Raw genomic sequence first — 20,286 nt, 5'->3', positions numbered from 1 at the left:
TCGCTTGTCCCGGTTTTCGGGACTGACGGTGCGAATCGCGATCTCTACATTGACCCCTGTGCCGAAACCGTCTGACGGCGTTACCGCGAGCCCACCCGGGCGTGGCGCAACGGCCGATGACTACTCTCTGGAGATCCCCATGCGTGTCCGATTTCGCTGTCGTCCGGCCGTCCGTGCCATGTTCGTCATGTCGGCGGGCCTTGCCGCCGCGGCAAGCCTGCCGGTGCGTGCCGGCGATGCCAACCTGAACGTCTACAACTGGTCCGAATACATCGCGAAGGACACGGTGCCGGTGTTCGAGAAACAGGCGGGCATCAAGGTCCGCTACGACAGCTACGACAGCGACGACACGCTGCAGACCAAGCTGCTGGCCGGCAGCTCGGGCTACGACATCGTCGTGCCGACGTCGAACTATCTCGCGCAGCAGATCCAGGCTGGCGTGTACCAGAAGCTCGACAAGTCGAAGCTGCCGAATCTCGCGAACCTCGACCCGGTGCTGATGAAGATGGTCGCGAAGGCCGACCCGGGCAACCAGTACGGCGTACCGTGGGCGTGGGGCACGACGGGTATCGGCTACAACGTCGAGGCCGTCAGGAAGCGGCTCGGCGACAACGCGCCGACCGACAGCTGGGCGCTGCTGTTCGATCCGGCGAACGCGGCGAAGCTGAAAGGCTGCGGCATCTCGCTGCTCGACGCGCCGGACGCCGCGTTCGCGGCGGCGCTGCAGTACATGGGCAAGGACCCGGAGAGCAAGAACCCGGCCGATTACCAGGCGGCCTACGACGTGCTGAAGAAGATCCGCCCGTACGTCACGCAGTTCAGCTCGGCCGGCTATGCGGACGACCTGGCGAACAACGACGTGTGCGTCGTGCTCGGCTGGTCGGGCGACGTCGGCATCGCGCGGCGGCGCACGCTGGACGCGAAGCGCGCGTACGAAATCCGCTACGTGAATCCGAAGGAAGGCGGCCTGCTGTGGTTCGACGTGATGGCGATCCCGAAGGATGCGCCGCATCCGGAAGCCGCGCTGAAATGGATCAACTACATCGAGGATCCGAAGACCAACGCGGCGATCACGAACGAGATCTTCTACCCGAGCGCCAACAAGGCCGCGCGCCCGTTCGTGACACCGGCGATCGTGCAGGACCCGGGCATCTACCTGTCCGATGCGACGATCGCGAAGACGTCGCTTGCGATGCCGCGCAGCGCCGAGATCGCGCGGATGCAGAACCGTCTGTGGCTGCAGTTGAAGTCGGGCGGTTGAGGAGGCGGCCATGACCCACACCCTGCCCGATGCGCCGGCCGCGGCCGGCGCCACCCGCGCGACGAACGACGCGTTCGTGCGCATCGAAAACGTCGTGAAGAAATTCGGCGACAGCACGGCCGTCGACAACGTGAACCTGACCATCGCGAAGAACGAGCTGTTCGCGCTGCTCGGCAGCTCGGGCTGCGGCAAGTCGACGTTGCTGCGCATGCTCGCCGGGCTCGAGACGGCCACCTCCGGCAAGATCTTCGTCGACGGTGAAGATCTTGCGTCGCTGCCGCCGTACCGCCGTCCGGTGAACATGATGTTCCAGTCGTACGCGCTGTTCCCGCACATGACGGTCGAATCGAACGTCGCATTCGGCCTGAAGCAGGAAGGCACGCCGAAGCACGAGATCAAGGAACGCGTGGCCGATGCGCTCGCGCTGGTGCAGATGAGCAAGTACGCGCAGCGCAAGCCGCATCAACTTTCAGGCGGCCAGCAGCAGCGCGTCGCGTTGGCCCGCTCGCTGGTCAAGCGCCCGAAGCTCCTGCTGCTCGACGAGCCGATGTCCGCGCTCGACAAGAAGATTCGCCAGAAGACCCAGCTCGAACTCGTGAACATCATCGAGAAGGTCGACGTGACCTGCGTGATGGTCACGCACGACCAGGAAGAGGCGATGACGATGGCCAGCCGCCTCGCGGTGATGAGCGAAGGCAGGATCGTGCAGATCGGCTCGCCCGGCGAAGTCTACGAATATCCGAACAGCCGCTTCTCGGCCGAATTCATCGGCTCGACCAACCTCTTCGAGGGGCGCGTGGTCGAGGACGAGCCCGATCACATCTTCGTCGAAAGCGACGATCTCGAAGCACGGATGCATGTGAACCATGGCGTGACGGGCCCGCTCGGGATGCCGGTCGGCATCTCGGTGCGCCCGGAACGCATTCACGTGTCGCGCGAGAAGCCGGGCTCGAAGCACAACTGGGCGCGCGGCGTCGTGACCGACATCGCGTACATGGGCAGCTACTCGCTGTACCACGTGCGCTTGCCGAGCGGCAAGACGGTGGTGTCGAACCTGTCGAGCTCGCACCTGATGAACGACAACGCACCGGCGTGGAACGACGACGTGTTCGTGTCGTGGTCGCCGGCGAGCGGCGTCGTGCTGACGCAATGAGGACGCCACGATGAGAACCTCCGCTTCCACGCCGTCCGCGCCGGTGTCGACCGGCGCCGCGAGCGCCGGCACAGGTCGCGCGCGCCCGGGCCGTTTCGCGATGCTGTCGCGCTTCCTGCCGTCGGGCCGCAGCGTCGCGATCGGCGTGCCGTTCCTGTGGCTCGCGATCTTCTTCGCGCTGCCGTTCGTGCTGGTGCTGAAGATCAGCTTCGCCGACCAGATGCTCGGCATCCCGCCGTACACCGCACTTGCGCGGCTGGAGGCCGGCACGGTGCAGGTCGTGCTGTCGCTGAAGCATTACGCGCTGCTGCTGCAGGACGACCTGTACCTGAACACCTATGTCAGCTCGCTGAAGATGGCCGCGGCGTCGACGCTGATGTGCCTGCTGGCCGGCTACCCGATCGCGTACTTCATTGCGCGCTCGGCGCCGGCCCGCCGCAACCTGCTGATGATGGCCGTGATGCTGCCGTTCTGGACGTCGTTCCTGATCCGCGTCTATGCATGGGTCGGGATCATGAAGGACGACGGGCTGCTGAACCACGTGCTGGCTGGGCTCGGCGTGATCGCGACACCGCTGCGCCTGTATCACACCGACGCGGGCGTCTACATCGGGATGGTCTATTCGTACCTGCCGTTCATGGTGATGCCGCTGTACGCGCACCTCGTGAAGATGGACCTCACGCTGCTCGAGGCCGCGAACGATCTCGGCGCGACGCCGTGGTCCGCGTTCTGGCGCATTACGCTGCCGTTGTCGCGCAACGGCATCCTCGCGGGCAGCCTGCTCGTGTTCATCCCGGCGGTCGGCGAATACGTGATCCCCGAGCTGCTCGGCGGCGCGAACACGCTGATGCTCGGCCGCGTGATGTGGGATGAGTTCTTCAACAACATGGACTGGCCGATGGCGTCCGCGGTGACGGTGACGATGGTGCTGCTGCTGCTCGTGCCGATGGCGCTGCTCCATTACAGCCAGACCGAAGCGGAGGCCAAGCCATGAACCGCGCAAATCGCATCCTGTCCGCGTGCGTGCTGGGCGCGGGCTTCCTGTTCCTGTACATCCCGATCGTCAGCCTGGTCGTGTATTCGTTCAACGCATCGAAGCTGGTGACGGTGTGGTCGGGCTTCTCGCTGAAGTGGTACGGCGCGCTGCTGCACGACGACGAACTGCTCACGGCTGCGTGGCTGTCGCTGAAGATCGCGCTGCTGACGGCGACCGCGTCGGTCGCGATCGGCACCTGGGCCGGCTTCGTGCTCGCCCGCATGGGCCGCTTCCGCGGCTTCACGCTGTACGCCGCGATGATCAACGCGCCGCTGGTGATTCCGGAAGTGATCCAGGGCATCTCGCTGCTGCTGCTGTTCGTCGCGATGCAGCAGACCTTCGGCTGGCCGGCCGGGCGCGGCTGGCTGACGATCTGGATCGGTCACGTGATGCTGTGCCTGTCGTTCGTCGCGGTGATCGTGCAGTCGCGCGTGAAGGAGCTCGATCGTTCGATCGAGGAAGCCGCGCTCGATCTCGGCGCGCGGCCGTGGAGGGTGTTCTTCGTGATCACGCTGCCGCTCATCGCGCAGGCGCTGGTGTCCGGCTGGCTGCTCGCGTTCACGGTGTCGATCGACGACGTGATCCTGTCCGCGTTCCTGTCCGGCCCCGGGTCGACGACGCTGCCGCTCGTCGTGTTCTCGCGCGTGCGGATGGGGCTCAACCCGGAGATGAATGCGCTCGCCACGGTGTTCATCACCGTCGTGACGATCGGCGTCGTCGTCGTGAACCGCGCGATGCTGGCCCGCGAGCGGCGGCAGGCGCGCGACACGCGGATGTGGCACGCGGCATCCGCGTCCGAGGTATCCGGCACGCCCGCGTCGCCTTCCACCATGCCGCCCGCGCGCCCGCCGGTCGCGCCGCCGCTGCACGACCGTATCCCGCATCCCACGAAGTGACGAACGACAAGGAGACATTCCATGAAAAAGAAGATGCTCTGCGCGCTGATCGCCGGAGCGTTGCCGGGGCTGGCCGCGGCGAACTCGAGCGCCGACCAGATCCGGACGCTGCAGCAGCAGATCGCGGTGCTGCAGCGGCAGATGAGCGCGCTGCAATCGCAACTCGGCGCGAAGCCTTCGGCCGTACCGGCCGCGGCGAGCGCGTCGAACGCGGCGACCGGCGCGGCGGCTGACCCGTCCGCACCCGGCTACGGGCAGGCAGCGGCCGTGCTGACCAACGACGACGTGTCTGAAATCCGCCAGCAGGTCGCGAACCAGCAGTTGAAGGTCGATTCGTTGACCGATGCCGCGCGCACGGGCCCGATCGCGGGGCTGTCGGTGACGGGTTATCTCGATCCGACCTACCTGTACAACCGGGGTGCCGGCACGTCGTCGTTCCAGTTCGCGAACCACGAGAATGCGTACACCTACTACAACAGCACGTTCGGCGACGTGTTCCTCGACATCAAGAAGACCTTCGGGGTCGGCCCGACCGCGCCGTCCGCGGAAATCACGCTGATGCCGAACCGCGGCGCGGGCCTGTCGATGATGACGGGCAGCGGCTCGAGCGGGCTGAACATCATCAACACGGCCGTCCTGACCGTGCCGCTGTCGGGCACGACGGCGCTCACCGGCGGCCTCGTGACGGGCTTCGGCGGTTACGAGTACCAGCAGTCGAACATGATGCTGACGCTCACGCACAACCTGCTGTACGACTTCTCCGATCCGGGCTCGTCGATCGGCGCGGGTCTCAACTACCAGAGCCCGGACGGCCACTGGGCGTGGAAGTTCTTCGTCGGCAACGAGCAGTTCCGCAGCGCGGGCGCGGCCACGCAGACCGGCGTGAACGCGCTCGGCGACCCGATCACGACCAGCAACAAGGTGCCGACCTTCACCGCGCGGGTCGATTACCTGCACGGCAGCGCGCTCGACGTTGGCGGCTCGATCAGCATCGGCCGCCAGACGCTGCCGAGCGCGGTCGATCCGGCGACCGGCAACGTGCGCTACGGCGTCGGCGGCAACGCACCGAGCGCGTACGGCGCGTTCTTCTTCGGCGAAGCCGATGCGACCTACACGCTCGCCGATGCGCAGTACAACGCCGAGTTCGACTACGGCCAGCAGCAGCACGGCGCGTTCAACGGCGGGCTCGCGCAGTGGTTCGGGCTGTCGCTGCTCGCACACCGCAAGTTCAATGCGCCGGTGGTCGGCCGCATGGGCGCGACGCTGCGCTACGACCTGCTGGTGAACCGGAAGAACGGCGGCGGCGGGTCGTCGATCGGCCTGAACGGCAACGGGATGGATCCGTACAACGGCTTCGGCATCGATGCGGACTGTCTCGCCATGTCGAAGGCGAACGGCGGCGTCGGCTTCGAGTGCAAGGGCGCGACGCGGCAGGCCACCGCGTTCGACCTGCTGTTCTATCCGACCCAGCAAGTGACGGTGAAGGTCGAATACCGGCACGACTGGGCAAGCAACAAGGTGTTCCTGCGTCACGACGGGTCGTACGGGAAGTCGAACGACCTGCTCGCCACCCAACTCATCTACGCGTTCTGACGCGACGCCGTTCGCGAGTCTTGCACATGCTCAAGTTCGAAAACCAGCAACATGTTCAGTCCTACTATGCAGCAACGGCCAACAACCGCACGCGCCATCCGTCGCTCGACGGGGCCGTGACGGCCGACGTCTGCGTGATCGGCGGCGGGCTCACGGGCCTGTCCGCGGCGCTCGATCTCGCCGAGCGCGGCCATTCGGTCGTGCTCGTGGAGGCGTCGAAGATCGGCTGGGGCGCGAGCGGACGCAACGGCGGCCAGCTGATCGCCGGGTACGCGTGCGACATCGACACGTTCTCGGCTTACCTGCCGGAAGACGACGTGCGGCGCGTATGGGCGATGGGGCTGGAATCGGTCGAGATCGTCCGGCAGCGGGTCGAGCGGTACGGCATCGATTGCGACCTGACCTCCGGCTTCCTGACCGCCGCGAACAAGCCACGCCATCTCGATGCGCTGCGCGCGTGGCGCGATACCGCCGCGAGTCGCTTCGGCTATCGCGGCTACGAGGTCGTCGAGCGTGCCGACATGCAGCGCTTCGTCGCATCGGACCGTTACGTCGGCGGCCTCCGTTACGAAGGCAGCGGCCACCTGCATCCGCTGAACTACACGCTCGGCCTCGCGCGGGCGGCGCGCGAAGCCGGCGTGACGATCCACGAGGACACGCCCGCGCTCGCGCTCGATCGTGCCGCGCCGCATCACCGCGTCAGGTGCGCGCGCGGGCACGTGGATGCCCGTCATGTCGTGCTGGCCTGCAACGCGTACCTGGGGCAGCTGGCGCCGGCGCTCGCGCGCAAGATCATTCCGGTCGCGACGTACCTGATCGCGACGGAGCCGCTCGGCGACGCGCGCGCGGCCGAGACGATGCCGGCCGATGCGGCGATCTGCGATACCAATTCGGCGCTCGACTATTTCCGGCTGACGCGCGACCGCCGGCTGCTGTGGGGCGGCAAGGCCAGCAGCTCGACGAACGCGCCGCGCGACCTCGCGGCCGCGATGCGGCGCGACATGCTGAAGACGTTCCCGCAGCTGGCCGACGTGCGGATCGACTACGCGTGGGGCGGCCTGATCGACGCGACGATGAATCGCGCGCCGCATTTCGGCCGGCTCGAGCCGACCGTGTATTTCGCACAGGGCTTTTCCGGGCACGGCGTCAACGTGACGGGCCTCGCGGGGCGGCTGATCGCGGAAGCGATCGACGCGCAGGCCGCGCGCTTCGACCTGTTCGGCCGGATTCGCCATCGCGACTTTCCGGGCGGGCGCGCGCTGCGCACGCCGATGCTGGCGCTCGCGATGACCTGGCACCGGATGATGGACCTGCTTTGATCCGCGCGGGGCGGCTCGTCCGTCCGCGCGGCACCGAAACGTTTCGAATCACTCATGCCCTGGAGGCACTCATGACCAACATCACGAATCTCGTCGACCTGATGCGGGCACCGGCGAAGCTCACGCAGAGCCGCGTGCCGAGCGGGCTGCTGCTCGACGGCAATCCGCTGCAGACGCTGTCGCATCACTACATCAGCCCGTGCGGGCAGTTCAGCTGCGGGATCTGGGAATGCACGCCCGGCCGCTGGACGATCGAGTACGACGAGTCGGAGTATTGCGAGATGCTGAGCGGCGTCGCGATCGTGCGCGACGCGGACGGCCGCGAGCGCGTGTTGCGCGCGGGCGACCGCTTCGTGATTCCGCCGGGTTTTCGCGGCACGTGGGAAGTCGTCGAAAAGTGCCGCAAGATCTATGCGTCGCACGCACCGCAGGCCGGGCACCCGGACGCGTAACGCGCGGCCGGTTCAGCACAACCATCGAGATCAACGAGGAGCAACCCATGACCCAGGATTTGTGGCGTCTCAGCGCGGCCGAGATGGCCGAGCACGTCGCGCGTCGCGACGTGTCTGCCACCGAACTCACGCGCAGCTGCCTGCAGCGGCTTGAAGCGGTGAACCCCGTCATCAACGCGATCGTCGACGTGATGGCCGACAGCGCGTTGCAGGCCGCGTCCGATGCCGACGCTGCGATCGCGCGCGGCGCGCCGGTCGGCCCGCTGCACGGCGTGCCGGTGACCGTGAAGATCAACGTCGACACGGCCGGATGCGCGACGACCAACGGCGTGCGCGCGTTTTCGGACCTGATCGCGCACGAGGACAGCCCGGTGACCGCGAACCTGCGCAAGGCCGGCGCGATCGTGATCGGGCGCAGCAATGCGCCGGCATTTTCGTATCGCTGGTTCACCGACAACGACCTGCACGGCCGCACGTCGAATCCGTGGGATGCGTCGTTGACGCCGGGCGGTTCCAGCGGTGGCGCCGCCGCGGCCGTGGCCGCCGGCATCGGCGCGATCGCGCACGGCAACGACCTGGGCGGTTCGATCCGCTACCCGGCCTATGCGTGCGGCGTCGCCGGGCTGCGTCCCAGCACCGGGCGCGTGCCGGCGTACAACGCCACGCAGTCGAAGGACCGCACGCTTGCGGTGCAGCTCGCCTCCGTCCAGGGGCCGCTCGCGCGCACGGTCGGCGATCTGCGGCTCGCGCTCGGTGCGATGGCGGCAGGCGACCCGCGCGACGCATGGTGGATGCCGGTCGCGCCGACTGCGCACGAAGCCGCGTTCCCCGCGCGCGTGGCCGTGTGCCCGGCGCTGCCGGGCGTGCCGTCCGATCCGGTGGTGGTCGACGCGATCCGGCAGGCCGCGCACTGGCTCGAAGAAGCAGGCTGCATCGTCGAGGAAGCGGTGCCGCCGCGGATCGCCGAAGCGTGCGAACTGTGGCTGGACCTGGTGACCAACGAAGCGCGCGGCGGCCTCGGCGACGTGATCATGCAGCACGGCGACGCGGCGATCCGTACCGCGTTCGCGAGCCAGCGCCATCTCGCGAAGCCGCTGGACCTCGAGGGTTACATGAACGGCCTTGCGCGGCGCACGGCGTTGCTGCGCGACTGGCAGCAATTCTTCACGCGCTATCCGCTGCTGCTGATGCCGGTGTCGTGCGCGCAGCCGTTCGCGATCGACGCCGATCAGCACGGCGACGACGCGATGCGCGCGATCGTCGAGCGGCAGGGGCCGCTGCTCGCGACCGCACTGCTCGGGCTGCCGGGGCTGTCGGTGCCGACCGGTATCCGCGACGGCGTGCCGACCGGTGTGCAGCTCGTCGCCGGACGCTTCCAGGAAGCGCTGTGTCTCGCCGCAGGCGAAGCGATCGAGGCGCGTGCGGGCATCTTTACGCCGATCGATCCGGTCACCGGATCGTGATGCGCGACTTTTCACGAGGAAACGCATGAATCAATCGACATTCGAAGACTGGCAGGCCCGCGCGGCCGTGTTGCGGATCGACGGGCGCGCATTCATCGACGGCGAGGCGCGCCACGCGCAAACCGGCGCGACCTTCGCCAGCGTGAGCCCGATCGACGGTTGCGTGCTCGCGCACGTGGCCGATTGCGGCGCCGACGACGTCGACCTCGCGGTGGCGGCCGCGCGCCGCGCGTTCGACGCGCGGAGTTGGGCCGGCATGAACCCGCGCGCCCGCAAGGCGGTGCTGCAGCGCTGGGCTGCGCTGATGCGCGAGCATCTCGACGAGCTCGCGCTGCTCGAGACGCTCGACACCGGCAAGCCGATCGCCGATACCACGGCGATCGACGTGCCGGCCGCCGCGCATTGTGTCGACTGGTATGCGGAAGCGATCGACAAGGTCGGCGGCGAAGTCGCGCCGGTGGACCATCATCTGGTCGGGCTCGTCACGCGCGAGCCGATCGGCGTCGTTGCGGCCGTCGTCCCGTGGAATTTCCCGCTGCTGATGGCCGCGTGGAAATTCGCGCCGGCGCTCGCGGCCGGCAACAGCGTCGTGCTCAAGCCGTCCGAGAAATCGCCGCTCACCGCGATTCGCGTCGCGCAGCTCGCGTGCGATGCGGGCGTGCCGCCCGGCGTGTTCAGCGTCGTGCCGGGCGGTGGAGAGCCGGGCAGGGCGCTCGCGCTGCATCCCGACGTCGACTGCATCGCGTTTACGGGATCGACCCGCACGGGGCAGCAGATCATGGCGTGCGCCGCGCAGTCGAACCTGAAGCGCGTGTGGCTCGAGCTCGGCGGCAAGTCGCCGAACATCGTGCTGCGCGATTGCCCCGATCTCGACCGCGCCGCGCAGGCCGCCGCCGACGCGATCTTCTTCAACATGGGCGAAGTGTGCACGGCCGGGTCGCGCCTGCTCGTGCATCGCGACATCAAGGACGCATTCGTCGCGAAGCTGGTCGACGCGTCGCGGCGCTTCGCGCCCGGGCATCCGCTCGATCCGTCGGTGACGATGGGGGCGATCGTCGATCGCACGCAGCTCGATCGCGTGATGGGGTATATCGGCGCCGGGCGCGACGAGGGCAAACTCGTCACGGGCGGCGCGCGCGTGCGCGAGGAGACGGGCGGGTTCTATGTCGAGCCGACGGTGTTCGAGGTGAAGCCCGACGCGAAGATCGCGCGTGAAGAGATCTTCGGGCCGGTGCTGTCGGTGATCGTGTTCGACGAGGTCGACGAGGCCGTGCGGATCGCCAACGACACCGAGTATGGACTGGCCGCGGCCGTATGGTCGGCCGATCTCTCGACCGCGCATGCCGTTGCGCGGCGGCTGCGCGCGGGCACCGTGTGGGTCAACTGCTACGGCGACGGCAGCGACGACATGAACTTCCCGTTCGGCGGCTACAAGCTGTCGGGCAACGGCCGCGACAAGTCGCTGCATGCGCTCGACAAGTACACCGAGCTGAAGTCGACGGTCGTGCGGTTGTAGCGTGGGGCTGCGCGGCGCGCTTGCGGCGTGCCGCGCGCGGATCACCGCCGATCGTCGCCCGGTACGAACAGTCGCGGCTGCGCGGCATTCAGCGCGTCGTCCGCTTCCGGCTGCCACGGAAAGATCCCGTTGCGGTCGGGCCACAGCAGCTGGACGCACGGGAAGTCGTCGTTGCCGTAGAACCAGCGGTTCCAGCCGAGGTGGGCTTCGTAGTGCGCTTTCTCGACCGGCATGAGGAGCGCGTTCGCGTTCGCGTAGACGGATGCGGTGACTTCACCGACCGGAGGCGGCGTGCCGGCCGCGACCTTCCGGTAGACGTCCCACAGCACGTCGTGGACGATACGTGCCGGCAACGAGAACACGATGATTTCCGGAAAGCCGTGGTTGACCCACAACCCGGTCGTGAACGAGAACCCCGGTTCGTCCCCTTCCGCAAACACTTCCGTGCGGAACCACCCGTGCTGGCGAATCTGGTTCACGAATCGCTGCTCATCTTCCTCAAGCACCGAATCGGGCGCGTCGAGCGCAGTGGGGATATTGGATTGCGTGGTCATAGGAACTCCCTGGATCGGTGTCGGGCGACAGGAAGCCGGGCGATGGTGTCCGGCCGGCGGGGAAGCGATCGCGGCCGAATTCTCCGCCGATCGCTGCGCCGCCATGTTGCCACAGCGGTTCCGCCTACTGCTCCGCGCCTTCCGCGTCCGCCGTTTCACCGAGGAACCCGCCGCTCTGGTGCGTCCACAGCGCTGCATAGATGCCGCCGGCCTGCAGCAGCTGCTGGTGCGTACCTTCCTCGACGATGCGCCCTTCGTCGAGCACGATCAGCCGGTCCATCGCCGCGATGGTCGACAGCCGGTGCGCGATCGCGATCACCGTCTTGCCGCTCATCAGATCGTCGAGGCTGCGCTGGATCGCGACTTCGACCTCGGAGTCGAGCGCGCTGGTCGCTTCGTCGAGCACGAGGATCGGCGCGTCCTTGAGCATCACGCGCGCGATCGCGACGCGCTGCCGCTGGCCGCCCGACAGCTTCACGCCGCGCTCGCCGACCTCGACGTCGTAGCCGCTGCGGCCGTGGCGGTCGCGCAGCCGGTCGATGAACTCGGACGCTTCCGCGCGCACGGCCGCGTCGTGCATCTCGCGCTCGGTCGCGTCGGGGCGCCCGTACAGCAGGTTCTCGCGCATCGTCCGGTGCAGCAGCGACGTATCCTGCGTGACCATCCCGATCGCGCTGCGCAGGCTGTCCTGCGTCACGTGCGCGATGTCCTGCCCGTCGATCCGGATCGTGCCGCCGCCCACGTCGTAGAAGCGCAGCAGCAGGTTCACGAGCGTCGACTTGCCGGCGCCCGAGCGGCCGATCAGGCCGATCCGCTCGCCGGGCCGGATCGTCAGGTTCAGCCCGTCGAACACCGCGCGGTCGTTGTCCTCGTGCGCGAACTGCACGTTGTCGAACACGATCCCGCCGCGCTGCACCGCGAGCGGCTTCGCGTCGGGCGCGTCGACCACGCTCCGTACCTTCGTCAGCGTGTTGATGCCGTCCTGGATCGTGCCGACGTTCTCGAACAGCTCGGTCATCTCCCACATGATCCAGTGCGAATAGCTCGACAGGCGCAGCGCCATCGCGATCACCGCCGCGACGACGCCCGCGCTCACTTCGCCGTGCATCCACAGAACCAGTGCGAGGCCGGTCGAGCCGACCAGCAGCAGCGTCGACAGCAGGTGGTTGACGACCTCGAACGCGCTGACGAGCCGCATCTGCGCGTCGCCGGTCGCCTTGAACGCTTCCATCGCGCGGCGCGCGTGGTCGGCTTCGCGCCGCGTGTGCGAGAACAGCTTCACGGTCGTGATGTTCGAATACGCGTCGGTGATGCGGCCCGTCATCAGCGCGCGCGCATCGGCCTGCCGGCTGCCGACCGCACCCAGGCGCGGCACGAAGTATGCACACGCGGCGCCGTAGCCGAGCGCCCACAACACGAGCGGAATCATCAGCCGCCAGTCGAAGCTGGCCGCGAGCGCGAGGATGCCGATCAGGTACGCGGCGACGCCGATCACGACGTCGACCGACATGAACAGCGCGTCGCGCACCGCGAGCGCGGTCTGCATGATCTTGGTCGTCACGCGGCCCGCAAATTCGTTCGCGTAGAACGACAGGCTCTGGTCGAGCATCAGCCGGTGAAACAGCCAGCGCAGCCGCATCGGGAAGTTGATCGCGAGCACCTGGTGCTTGACCATCGTATGCAGCGCGATCAGCAGCGTACTGCCGGCGAGAATCGCCGCGAAACCGGCGAGCGTGCCGAAGTGCCGGCCGCCGAAATTGGCTGGCGTCGCGGACGCGAGCCAGTCGACCACGCGGCCCATCATCGCGAACAGCGCGGCTTCGTACGCGGCCAGCGCGGCCGACGTCAGCGCGATCAGCAGGACCCAGCTGCGCGCGCCTTTCGTGCACGCCCAGACGAACGAGAAGAACCCCCGCGGCGGCGTGGCGGGATCTTCGAGCGGGAAAGTCGGCAGGCGCCGTTCAAACCACGAAAACATTGAAACCTCTCCTTGATGCGGCCACGCCGACCGGCGCGGCCCGTAATGCCCGTTTCATGCGCGACGCCTTGCGTGGAGGCGCCGTGTTGCACACGTGTTCACTGCGCGCGGATCCACGCCTCGATCGGGCCGAGCGTGCCCGGTGCATACGCATGGCGCCCGAGCGCCGTGTACAGCCACTGCTTCCACGTCGGCCAGTCGGACTCGAGCTGGTAGTCGAACCAGCCGGCGCGCAGCAGCCCATGCGTCGCAGCGGGCACGACCACCACGCGCCGGTCGGGCCGGTTCGCGAACGCATGCGTATAAGCGTTCGCCTCGTCGACCGGATCGACATTGCGGTCCAGCGCGCCCCACACGGCCAGCACGGGCCCCTGCATCGTCGCGAGCGCCTGTGACGCGTCTTCCAGGTAGTTGCGCGCGATGAAGCCGAAGCGGCGCGGCTCGATGTCGGGGCGGCGGCGCGGATCGGCCGGCACGTCCGCCTGGCCGAAGACCGCGTCGTTGTCGCGTCGCTCGGCGGCCAGTGTCGCATCGATTCGATCCGGCTGCAGGCCGGTTGCCTGGAGCTGCTGTCGCGTCAGGTAAGTGCCTTGCCGGCGCCAGCTGACGGCGCCGCCGACGATCACCGAAAACGCGGGCCGCACCGCATTCGCGACGCGCGGAATGACCCAGCCGCCTTGCGAGAAGCCGAGCAGGCCGATCTTGGGCGCGGGACCGACGGCGGCGCGCACGCGCGCCATCGCGGCGATCGTTTCGTTCGCGCGGCCCTGCATCGATTGCGTGAGCCAGTCGCCGCTGCTGCGGCCGGTACCTTGCTTGTCCCACGCGAACACGCCGATGCCGGCGTCGAGCAGGCTGTTGACGAGCGGCAGCATCGCGTCGTCCGCGAAGCGCGTGCGCGGCCCGTCGCCGTGGACGAGCAGCACGATCGGCGCATCGGGCGCGTGGGCCGGCAGCGCGAGCGTGCCGACGAGGGCGGCGTCGCCGGCGCGGAACGCGAGCGTCGAAACCTCCGCGCCCTTCAGCTCGAAGTCGGACAGGCCGCGCAACGCGATTGCGCCGACCGCTGCGAGCAGGAGCAGGACGAGCGCGATGCCGGCAATGACGGTTCGTTTCAAGAGGCCCTCGGAGCGGTGGTGTGAGCGGAGGTCGCAGGCGGCACGTACACGATGCCTTGACGCCTGCGGGACGTCGCCACGATAATAGATCGACTAATCAGTCTAATAAAGATTTGAGCCAACGTCGAGCACGGAGTTCCTGTTGAGAAAGATCGACCCTGAAAGAGTGGAAGCGAAGCGGCGCCAGATCCTGGACGCCGCGATCGACTGTTTTGCGCGCGACGGCTTCCATGCGACGTCCACGGCCGCGATCTGCAAGGCGGTCGGCATGAGCCCCGGCAACCTGTTCCACTATTTCCCGACGAAGGCGGCGATCATCGAGGCGGTCGCGCAGGAGGACCAGCGCGAGATGGCCGAACTGTTCGCGCGGCATGCGGACGTCGACGATGCGCTGACCGCGATCGAGGACATCGCGCTGACGTTGATGGAACTGTCGAGCGATCCCGTCTATGCGCGCATCAGCGTGGAGACCGCGGCGGAGGCGACGCGTAATCCGGACGTCGCGGCGCTGTTCGCGGCGAACGAGGCGCAGGTGAAAGGGCGGATGGTCGCGCTGATCAAGCGCGGCGTCGCGCAGGGGAAGATCGATGGCAGCCTGAAGCCCGATCTCGTTGCGACCTGGCTGCTCGCGCTCGCGGAAGGCGCGGTCGGGCGCGTCGTGTTCGAGCCGGGGTTCAAGCCGCGCGCACACCAGGCGATGCTGCGGACGATCATTCAGCGGATGTTGAAGCCGCAGTAAGTGTGGCGGCGCCGGTTTGACGCACGCCGGGTTCGGGCGCTAGCCGAACCGGGCGCGCGCATCGTGCCCTCAAAAAAATCCTTGACTGTCTATCTATGAGTAGATAAAGTTCGCTCCATGGAAACGAAACCGACCGTCCGCGAACAGATTCTCGACCACGCGATCACGCTGATGATGCTGCGCGGTTACAACGGCTTCAGCTATCGAGACCTGTCCGATCTGGTGGGCGTGAAGACGTCGAGCATCCACTACTACTTCCCGTCGAAGGACGATCTCGTGCTGGAAGCGGTGTCGGTCTACAGCGACGACGTCCTCTCGGCGATGCGGGCGATCGATCCGGCGCTGCCGGCCGACGTGAAGCTGAGGCTGTACACGAAGATGTTCGGCCGCACGCTCGGCGACGGCAACATGATCTGCCTGTGCGGGATGCTCGCGGCCGATATCGAATCGTTGCCGGAGAACGTGCGGCAGGCCGTGCAGGCGTTCTTCAAGGCCAACGAGAGCTGGCTCGCGGAATTGCTGGCGCAGGGCGCGAAGGAAGGCACGCTGCAGTTCAGCGGCCAGCCCGAAACGGCCGCGCGCACGTTGTATGCGGCGTTCCAGGGTAGCGTGCTGGCCAGCCGGCTGTTTCACACGCGGGCGCGTCTCGAGGATGTCGAGGCGGTCTGGAAAACGCGGCCCTGACGGGCGGCGCAAGCGGTCAGGCGGTTCGCCGCCTTTTTATTGGATCTGGTTATCTATCTGATAATAGATAGATGGCTTGGGCAGGTGGATCAACCACCTGCATTTTTGGGGATGTTTATCTATCTATGAGTAGATAAACAAGCGCGAAACCGGCTGCCGAGCAGCCGGCACGCGGCCCCGGGTTGGAAGGCTGTTTCACTCACTGATTGAAAAGGAGTTGGTCATGTCGATCGAAAAAGTGCTGTACCGCGCCCATGCAAAAGCCACCGGCGGCCGTGACGGCCGCGCCACGGTACCCGAGAGCAACCTCGACCTGAAGCTGGCCACGCCGCGCGAGCTCGGCGGCGCGGGCGGCGCAGGCGCGAACCCCGAGCAGCTGTTCGCCGCCGGCTACAGCGCGTGCTTCATCGGCGCGATGAAGTTCGTCGCGGCCCGCGACAAGATCGCGATGCCCGCGGACGCCTCGATCGAAGGCAGCGTCGGCATCGGCGCGATCCCGAACGGCTTCGGCATCGAAGTCGAACTGAAGATCTCGCTGCCGGGCCTCGATCGCGATACCGCGCAGACGCTGATCGATCGCGCGCACCTTGTGTGCCCGTACTCGAACGCGACGCGCGGCAACATCGACGTCACGCTCACGCTCGTCTGATCGTACGCATTGCGAATCATCTACCGCCACATTGTCATTCACAGATTGAGCCAAGGAGTTACACCATGAAGATCGTCAAGCCGCTGCTGATCGCTGCCGCCGTCGCCGCCGCACTGTCCGCCACGACCACCGCGTTCGCTGCGAGCGCCGGCGCCGAAGCCGTCCGGCCCGATGCGACGACGAGCGCCTTCCTCGCCGCGCTGAACGGCCAGAAAGGCCCGGGCCTCGAAACGCTGAGCCCCGCGAAGGCGCGCCAGGTGCTGGTCGATGCGCAGAACGGCGCGAAGGTCGACCTGTCGGGCATCGACGTGTCGAACCGCACGATCGAACAGGACGGCTTGTCCGTGCCGGTCACGATCGTCCGCCCACAAGGCGCGACGGGCACGCCGCCGGTGTTCATGTTCATTCACGGCGGCGGCTGGGTGCTCGGCGATTTCCCGACGCACGAACGCCTCGTGCGCGACCTCGTCGTGCAATCGGGGGCTGTCGCGGTGTTCGTGAACTACACGCCGTCGCCGGAAGCGCATTACCCGGTCGCGATCAACCAGGCGTATGCGGCGACGAAGTGGGTGGCCGCGCACGGCGCGGAGATCGGCGTCGACGGCAGCCGCCTCGCGGTGGTCGGCAACAGCGTCGGCGGGAACATGGCGGCCGTGGTGGCGCTGATGGCGAAGGACAAGGGTGGCCCCGCGATCCGCTTCCAGGGGCTGATGTGGCCGGTGACCGACCACAACTTCAACACGGGCTCGTACAACGCGTATCAGCAGGGTCACTTCCTGACGCGGCCGATGATGAAGTGGTTCTGGGATGCCTATACGAAGAACGAAGCGCAACGCAACGAGATCTACGCGTCGCCGCTCCGTGCGAGCACCGCGCAGTTGAAGGGCCTGCCGCCCGCGCTGATCCAGGTCGCGCAGTTCGACGTGCTGCGCGACGAAGGCGAAGCGTACGGCCGCAAGCTCGACGCGGCCGGTGTCGACGCGACGACCACGCGCTACGACGGCACCATCCATGATTTTGGCCTGCTGAACGCACTGGCCACGGATGCTCCGACGAAGGCCGCGATGAAGGCGATGGCGAACGAGATCGCGACGCGGTTGAAGTAACGCGACGGGTTCGCACTCGCGCGGCCCTTGAAATGGCGGCCGCGCGAGTGCCGATGACGACCGACGAGGCGGGCGCATGCCCGCCTTCATTGCATGCGGGGGGAGCCGGGCGAATGTGCCGGCTTGCACCCCGCTCCCCGCTCCCCGCACCCCGCACCCCGCACCCCGCACGAGCACACCGCGACATCAGCGCTTTTCCGTCGTTGTTCAGCAGCACGATTTCTTTCTCGATCCGCGCCGCATCGCCGGCTTCGCGCGGTGCTTCACGTCGCGGCTCTGCCCGTACGCGTCGTCGGCCGCAGCGCCCGCGCCGGACGCATTGTTGGTACGATCGCGCGTATCGTCCACGCCGGCACCTCAACCCGCCGGCCACCGGTCGCACGGCTGCGCGGCCACGTTCGGGAGAAACGGTTCATGCTGCAGGCGTTCGCGGTCTTGCTGACCTTCCAGTGTCTCGGGGAAGGCGTGTCCTATTTGTTCGGCCTGCCGGTGCCGGGCCCCGTGATCGGCATGCTGCTGCTGTTCGGCTTCGTGATGCTGCGGCCGCGGGTGGCCGACGCGATCGAGCCGACCGCGCTCGAGCTGCTGCGCCACCTGTCGCTGCTGTTCGTGCCGGCCGGCGTCGGCATCATGGTGTCGGCCGACCGCGTGCGCGGCGATGCGGTCGCGGTCGTCGTCGCGCTGGCCGTCAGCACCACGCTCGCGATTGCCGTGACGGCCCTCGTCACGCGTGCGCTGCTGCGACGTCAGCGGCGCACGGGCGGCACCGCGGAGGGCGCGCAATGACGGCCTTCCCGAAACTCGGCGCGATCTGGGTCTATCTCGCCGCGACCCCGTTGCTGGGCCTGACCATCACGCTGATCGCGTATCTGTTCGCGCAAGCCGTTTATGCGCGGGCGCGCTTCAACCCGCTCGCGAACCCGGTGCTGATCGCGGTCGCGCTGATCGTCGTGCTGCTGACGATCACGCATACGCCGTATCCGACGTATTTCGAAGGCGCGCAGTTCGTCCACTTCCTGCTCGGCCCCGCGACCGTCGCGCTCGCGCTGCCGCTGTACCGCCAGTGGTCGAAGCTGCGCCGCGCCGCGGTGCCGCTGCTGGTTGGCCTGCTCGCGGGTTCGTTGACCGCGATCGTGTCGGCGGTCGGCATCGCGGCGCTGTTCGGCGCGTCGCATCAGACGATCGCATCGCTCGCGCCGAAATCGGCGACGACGCCGATCGCGATGGCCGTCGCCGCGGAAATCGGCGGAATTCCGTCGCTCACCGCCGTGCTCGTGATCTCGACCGGGATCTTCGGGGCCGTGTGCGCGCGCGGGATCCTCAACGCACTGCGCGTCGACGAGCCGGCCGTGCGCGGATTCGCGCTCGGCGTCGCGTCGCACGGGATCGGCACCGCGCGTGCGTTCCAGGTCAGCGAGGAGGCCGGCGCGTTCGCCGGGCTCGGGATGGGGCTGAACGGCGTGCTGACGGCCTTCGTCGTGCCGATCCTGCTGCCGGTGCTGTCGCGCTGGATCTGAGCGCCGGCCGGGCCAGGCCGGGTTATCGGTTTCCCTGATGGCGCACGCGCGGTGCCGGAACGGCGGCGCACGCGGCGCGCATGTATCGTGGCCGTTATCGGGAGAATTCAGGAACGCACACGGACAAGTGCATACTGATCGGCTAACGTTGCATCGGCTCCGATGTCGCAAGCGGTCGCGTGCGCGCCGGTGTCTGACCCACAACCAACAATCGACAAGGAGATCCGGCCATGAAGAAGTCTCGCGTGGTTTCGGTGGCAGTAGCAGTAACGGCGTCGTTCGGTCTGCTGTTGACCGCGGCGCCGGCGGCATACGCGCAGGATCAGGCGTCCGCGCCGACGCAGAAGCAGGTCGACAAGGCGCAGAAGAAGGCGGCCCGCAAGGCTGCCCGGGCACGGCACGCGTCGGACCTGAAGGCGATCGGCACGGGTAGCGGCTACCGGCTGACGAACGACCAGAGCAACTATCCGCAGAACGCCGCGCAGAAGGCGCCCGCGACGAAGGCGGCGCCGGCCGCGCCGGCGTCGGGCCAGTAACGGCCGGGTTCGGGCCCGGGCACAGCGCAAACGGCGCCGGATCGACCGGCGCCGTTTGCGCGTGTGCGGGGCTGCCCGAACGGTCGGGCAGCCGCGTTACGACGCGAGCTTGCTCGCGATTTCCGCGACGTGCTTGCCCTGGTAGCGCGCGATGTCGAGCTCGTTCGCGCTCGGCTGGCGGCTGCCGTCCGCGCCCGCGAGCGTGCTCGCGCCGTACGGCGAGCCGCCGGTGATTTCGTTCATGTTGACGAGGCCGCTGCACGCATACGGCACGCCCACGATCACCATCCCGTGGTGCAGCAGCGTCGTGTGGAACGACGTGATCGTCGTTTCCTGGCCGCCGTGCTGCGTGCCGGTCGACGCGAACACGCTGCCGACCTTGCCGACGAGCGCGCCCTTCATCCACAGGCCGCCGGTCTGGTCGAGGAACGTGCGCATCTGGCCGGCCATGTTGCCGAAGCGGGTCGGCGTGCCGAAGATGATCGCATCGTAGTCTGCGAGTTCGTCCACCGTCGCGACCGGTGCAGCCTGGTCGACCTTCACGCCGATTGCCCGGGCCTGGTCGGCGGGGATCGTTTCCGGCACGCGCTTGAGCGTGACCTCGACGCCCGCCACCGATTTCGCGCCTTCCGCGATGTGCTGCGCCATCGTTTCGACGTGCCCGTAGGACGAGTAGTAAAGAACGAGTACCTTGGCCATCTTGCGAATCTCCGATT

Annotated in this window: 20 protein-coding genes; 16 read left to right on the top strand and 4 right to left on the bottom strand. The window is 67.7% G+C overall.

All coding sequences use genetic code 11. The annotated features are described in order from the left end of the window. Positions 1-187 precede the first annotated feature (187 nt). The 9 genes from BDO18943_RS01545 to BDO18943_RS01505 all read left to right on the top strand — a co-directional run bounded on the left by BDO18943_RS01545 (position 188) and on the right by BDO18943_RS01505 (position 10,689). Positions 188-1,261, top strand: a complete 1,074-nt coding sequence (locus BDO18943_RS01545; protein WP_230624399.1) for a polyamine ABC transporter substrate-binding protein — start codon at positions 188-190, stop codon at positions 1,259-1,261. A 10-nt stretch (positions 1,262-1,271) separates the two neighbouring features. Next, positions 1,272-2,414, top strand: a complete 1,143-nt coding sequence (locus BDO18943_RS01540) for an ABC transporter ATP-binding protein (RefSeq protein WP_175020913.1) — start codon at positions 1,272-1,274, stop codon at positions 2,412-2,414. A 10-nt stretch (positions 2,415-2,424) separates the two neighbouring features. After that, positions 2,425-3,408, top strand: coding sequence for an ABC transporter permease subunit (locus BDO18943_RS01535; RefSeq protein ID WP_175020912.1), 984 nt, complete (start codon positions 2,425-2,427; stop codon positions 3,406-3,408). Then, complete coding sequence (locus tag BDO18943_RS01530; protein WP_175020911.1) at positions 3,405-4,346, top strand: ABC transporter permease subunit; 942 nt, start codon at positions 3,405-3,407, stop codon at positions 4,344-4,346. The genes BDO18943_RS01535 and BDO18943_RS01530 overlap by 4 nt, the downstream gene beginning before the upstream one ends. 21 nt (positions 4,347-4,367) lie before the next feature. Further along, positions 4,368-5,939, top strand: coding sequence for a DUF3138 family protein (locus BDO18943_RS01525; RefSeq protein ID WP_175020910.1), 1,572 nt, complete (start codon positions 4,368-4,370; stop codon positions 5,937-5,939). A 26-nt stretch (positions 5,940-5,965) separates the two neighbouring features. Further along, positions 5,966-7,258: an NAD(P)/FAD-dependent oxidoreductase gene (locus BDO18943_RS01520; protein WP_175020909.1), complete on the top strand. Its 1,293-nt coding sequence runs from the start codon at positions 5,966-5,968 to the stop codon at positions 7,256-7,258. Between the two features lie 71 nt (positions 7,259-7,329). Next, a complete protein-coding gene (locus BDO18943_RS01515; RefSeq protein WP_175020908.1) occupies positions 7,330-7,710 on the top strand; it encodes a cupin domain-containing protein in 381 nt (126 codons plus the stop codon). 47 nt (positions 7,711-7,757) lie between these two features. Then, on the top strand, positions 7,758-9,173 hold the full coding sequence (locus tag BDO18943_RS01510; protein WP_175020907.1) for an amidase family protein: 1,416 nt from the start codon (positions 7,758-7,760) through the stop codon (positions 9,171-9,173). 25 nt (positions 9,174-9,198) lie between these two features. After that, positions 9,199-10,689, top strand: a complete 1,491-nt coding sequence (locus tag BDO18943_RS01505; protein ID WP_175020906.1) for an aldehyde dehydrogenase — start codon at positions 9,199-9,201, stop codon at positions 10,687-10,689. A gap of 41 nt (positions 10,690-10,730) precedes the next feature. Here BDO18943_RS01505 and BDO18943_RS01500 read toward each other — a convergent pair whose 3' ends face one another. The 3 genes from BDO18943_RS01500 to BDO18943_RS01490 form a co-directional block, all read right to left on the bottom strand. Next, positions 10,731-11,243 (bottom strand): DUF4262 domain-containing protein, encoded by a 513-nt coding sequence (locus tag BDO18943_RS01500; protein ID WP_175020905.1) that lies wholly within the window; start codon positions 11,241-11,243, stop codon positions 10,731-10,733. Between the two features lie 124 nt (positions 11,244-11,367). Continuing rightward, positions 11,368-13,221, bottom strand: a complete 1,854-nt coding sequence (locus BDO18943_RS01495) for an ABC transporter ATP-binding protein (RefSeq protein ID WP_175020904.1) — start codon at positions 13,219-13,221, stop codon at positions 11,368-11,370. A 98-nt stretch (positions 13,222-13,319) separates the two neighbouring features. After that, the gene (locus BDO18943_RS01490; protein WP_175020903.1) at positions 13,320-14,339 is read right to left on the bottom strand and encodes an alpha/beta hydrolase family protein; all 1,020 of its coding nucleotides are present in this window, start codon (positions 14,337-14,339) and stop codon (positions 13,320-13,322) included. A gap of 142 nt (positions 14,340-14,481) precedes the next feature. On the opposite strand from BDO18943_RS01490, the gene BDO18943_RS01485 reads away from it, so the two are divergent. The 7 genes from BDO18943_RS01485 to BDO18943_RS01455 all read left to right on the top strand — a co-directional run bounded on the left by BDO18943_RS01485 (position 14,482) and on the right by BDO18943_RS01455 (position 19,570). Then, on the top strand, positions 14,482-15,078 hold the full coding sequence (locus tag BDO18943_RS01485; RefSeq protein ID WP_175020902.1) for a TetR/AcrR family transcriptional regulator: 597 nt from the start codon (positions 14,482-14,484) through the stop codon (positions 15,076-15,078). Between the two features lie 117 nt (positions 15,079-15,195). Further along, positions 15,196-15,762 (top strand): TetR/AcrR family transcriptional regulator, encoded by a 567-nt coding sequence (locus tag BDO18943_RS01480; RefSeq protein ID WP_175020901.1) that lies wholly within the window; start codon positions 15,196-15,198, stop codon positions 15,760-15,762. 223 nt (positions 15,763-15,985) lie between these two features. Continuing rightward, on the top strand, positions 15,986-16,411 hold the full coding sequence (locus BDO18943_RS01475) for an organic hydroperoxide resistance protein (protein ID WP_175020900.1): 426 nt from the start codon (positions 15,986-15,988) through the stop codon (positions 16,409-16,411). Positions 16,412-16,476: 65 nt separating this feature from the next. Further along, positions 16,477-17,517, top strand: a complete 1,041-nt coding sequence (locus tag BDO18943_RS01470) for an alpha/beta hydrolase (protein ID WP_175020899.1) — start codon at positions 16,477-16,479, stop codon at positions 17,515-17,517. Positions 17,518-17,931: 414 nt separating this feature from the next. Next, entirely contained in the window at positions 17,932-18,303 is a 372-nt protein-coding gene (locus BDO18943_RS01465) for a CidA/LrgA family protein (protein ID WP_006750587.1), read from the top strand. Beyond that, positions 18,300-19,034, top strand: coding sequence for an LrgB family protein (locus tag BDO18943_RS01460; RefSeq protein ID WP_089454563.1), 735 nt, complete (start codon positions 18,300-18,302; stop codon positions 19,032-19,034). The genes BDO18943_RS01465 and BDO18943_RS01460 overlap by 4 nt, the downstream gene beginning before the upstream one ends. A 230-nt stretch (positions 19,035-19,264) precedes the next feature. Then, positions 19,265-19,570 carry a hypothetical protein gene (locus tag BDO18943_RS01455; protein ID WP_175020898.1) on the top strand — a complete coding sequence of 102 codons (306 nt, stop codon included), beginning with the start codon at positions 19,265-19,267 and terminating at the stop codon, positions 19,568-19,570. A 96-nt stretch (positions 19,571-19,666) separates the two neighbouring features. Here the strand turns inward: BDO18943_RS01455 and wrbA are convergent, their stop codons facing one another. Further along, positions 19,667-20,269 carry an NAD(P)H:quinone oxidoreductase gene (gene wrbA, locus BDO18943_RS01450; protein WP_043184002.1) on the bottom strand — a complete coding sequence of 201 codons (603 nt, stop codon included), beginning with the start codon at positions 20,267-20,269 and terminating at the stop codon, positions 19,667-19,669. Positions 20,270-20,286: the final 17 nt, after the last annotated feature.

The sequence above is a fragment of the Burkholderia aenigmatica genome (genome assembly GCF_902499175.1).
Taxonomy (GTDB): domain Bacteria; phylum Pseudomonadota; class Gammaproteobacteria; order Burkholderiales; family Burkholderiaceae; genus Burkholderia; species Burkholderia aenigmatica.
This window is presented reverse-complemented; position numbering and strand designations above follow the sequence as displayed.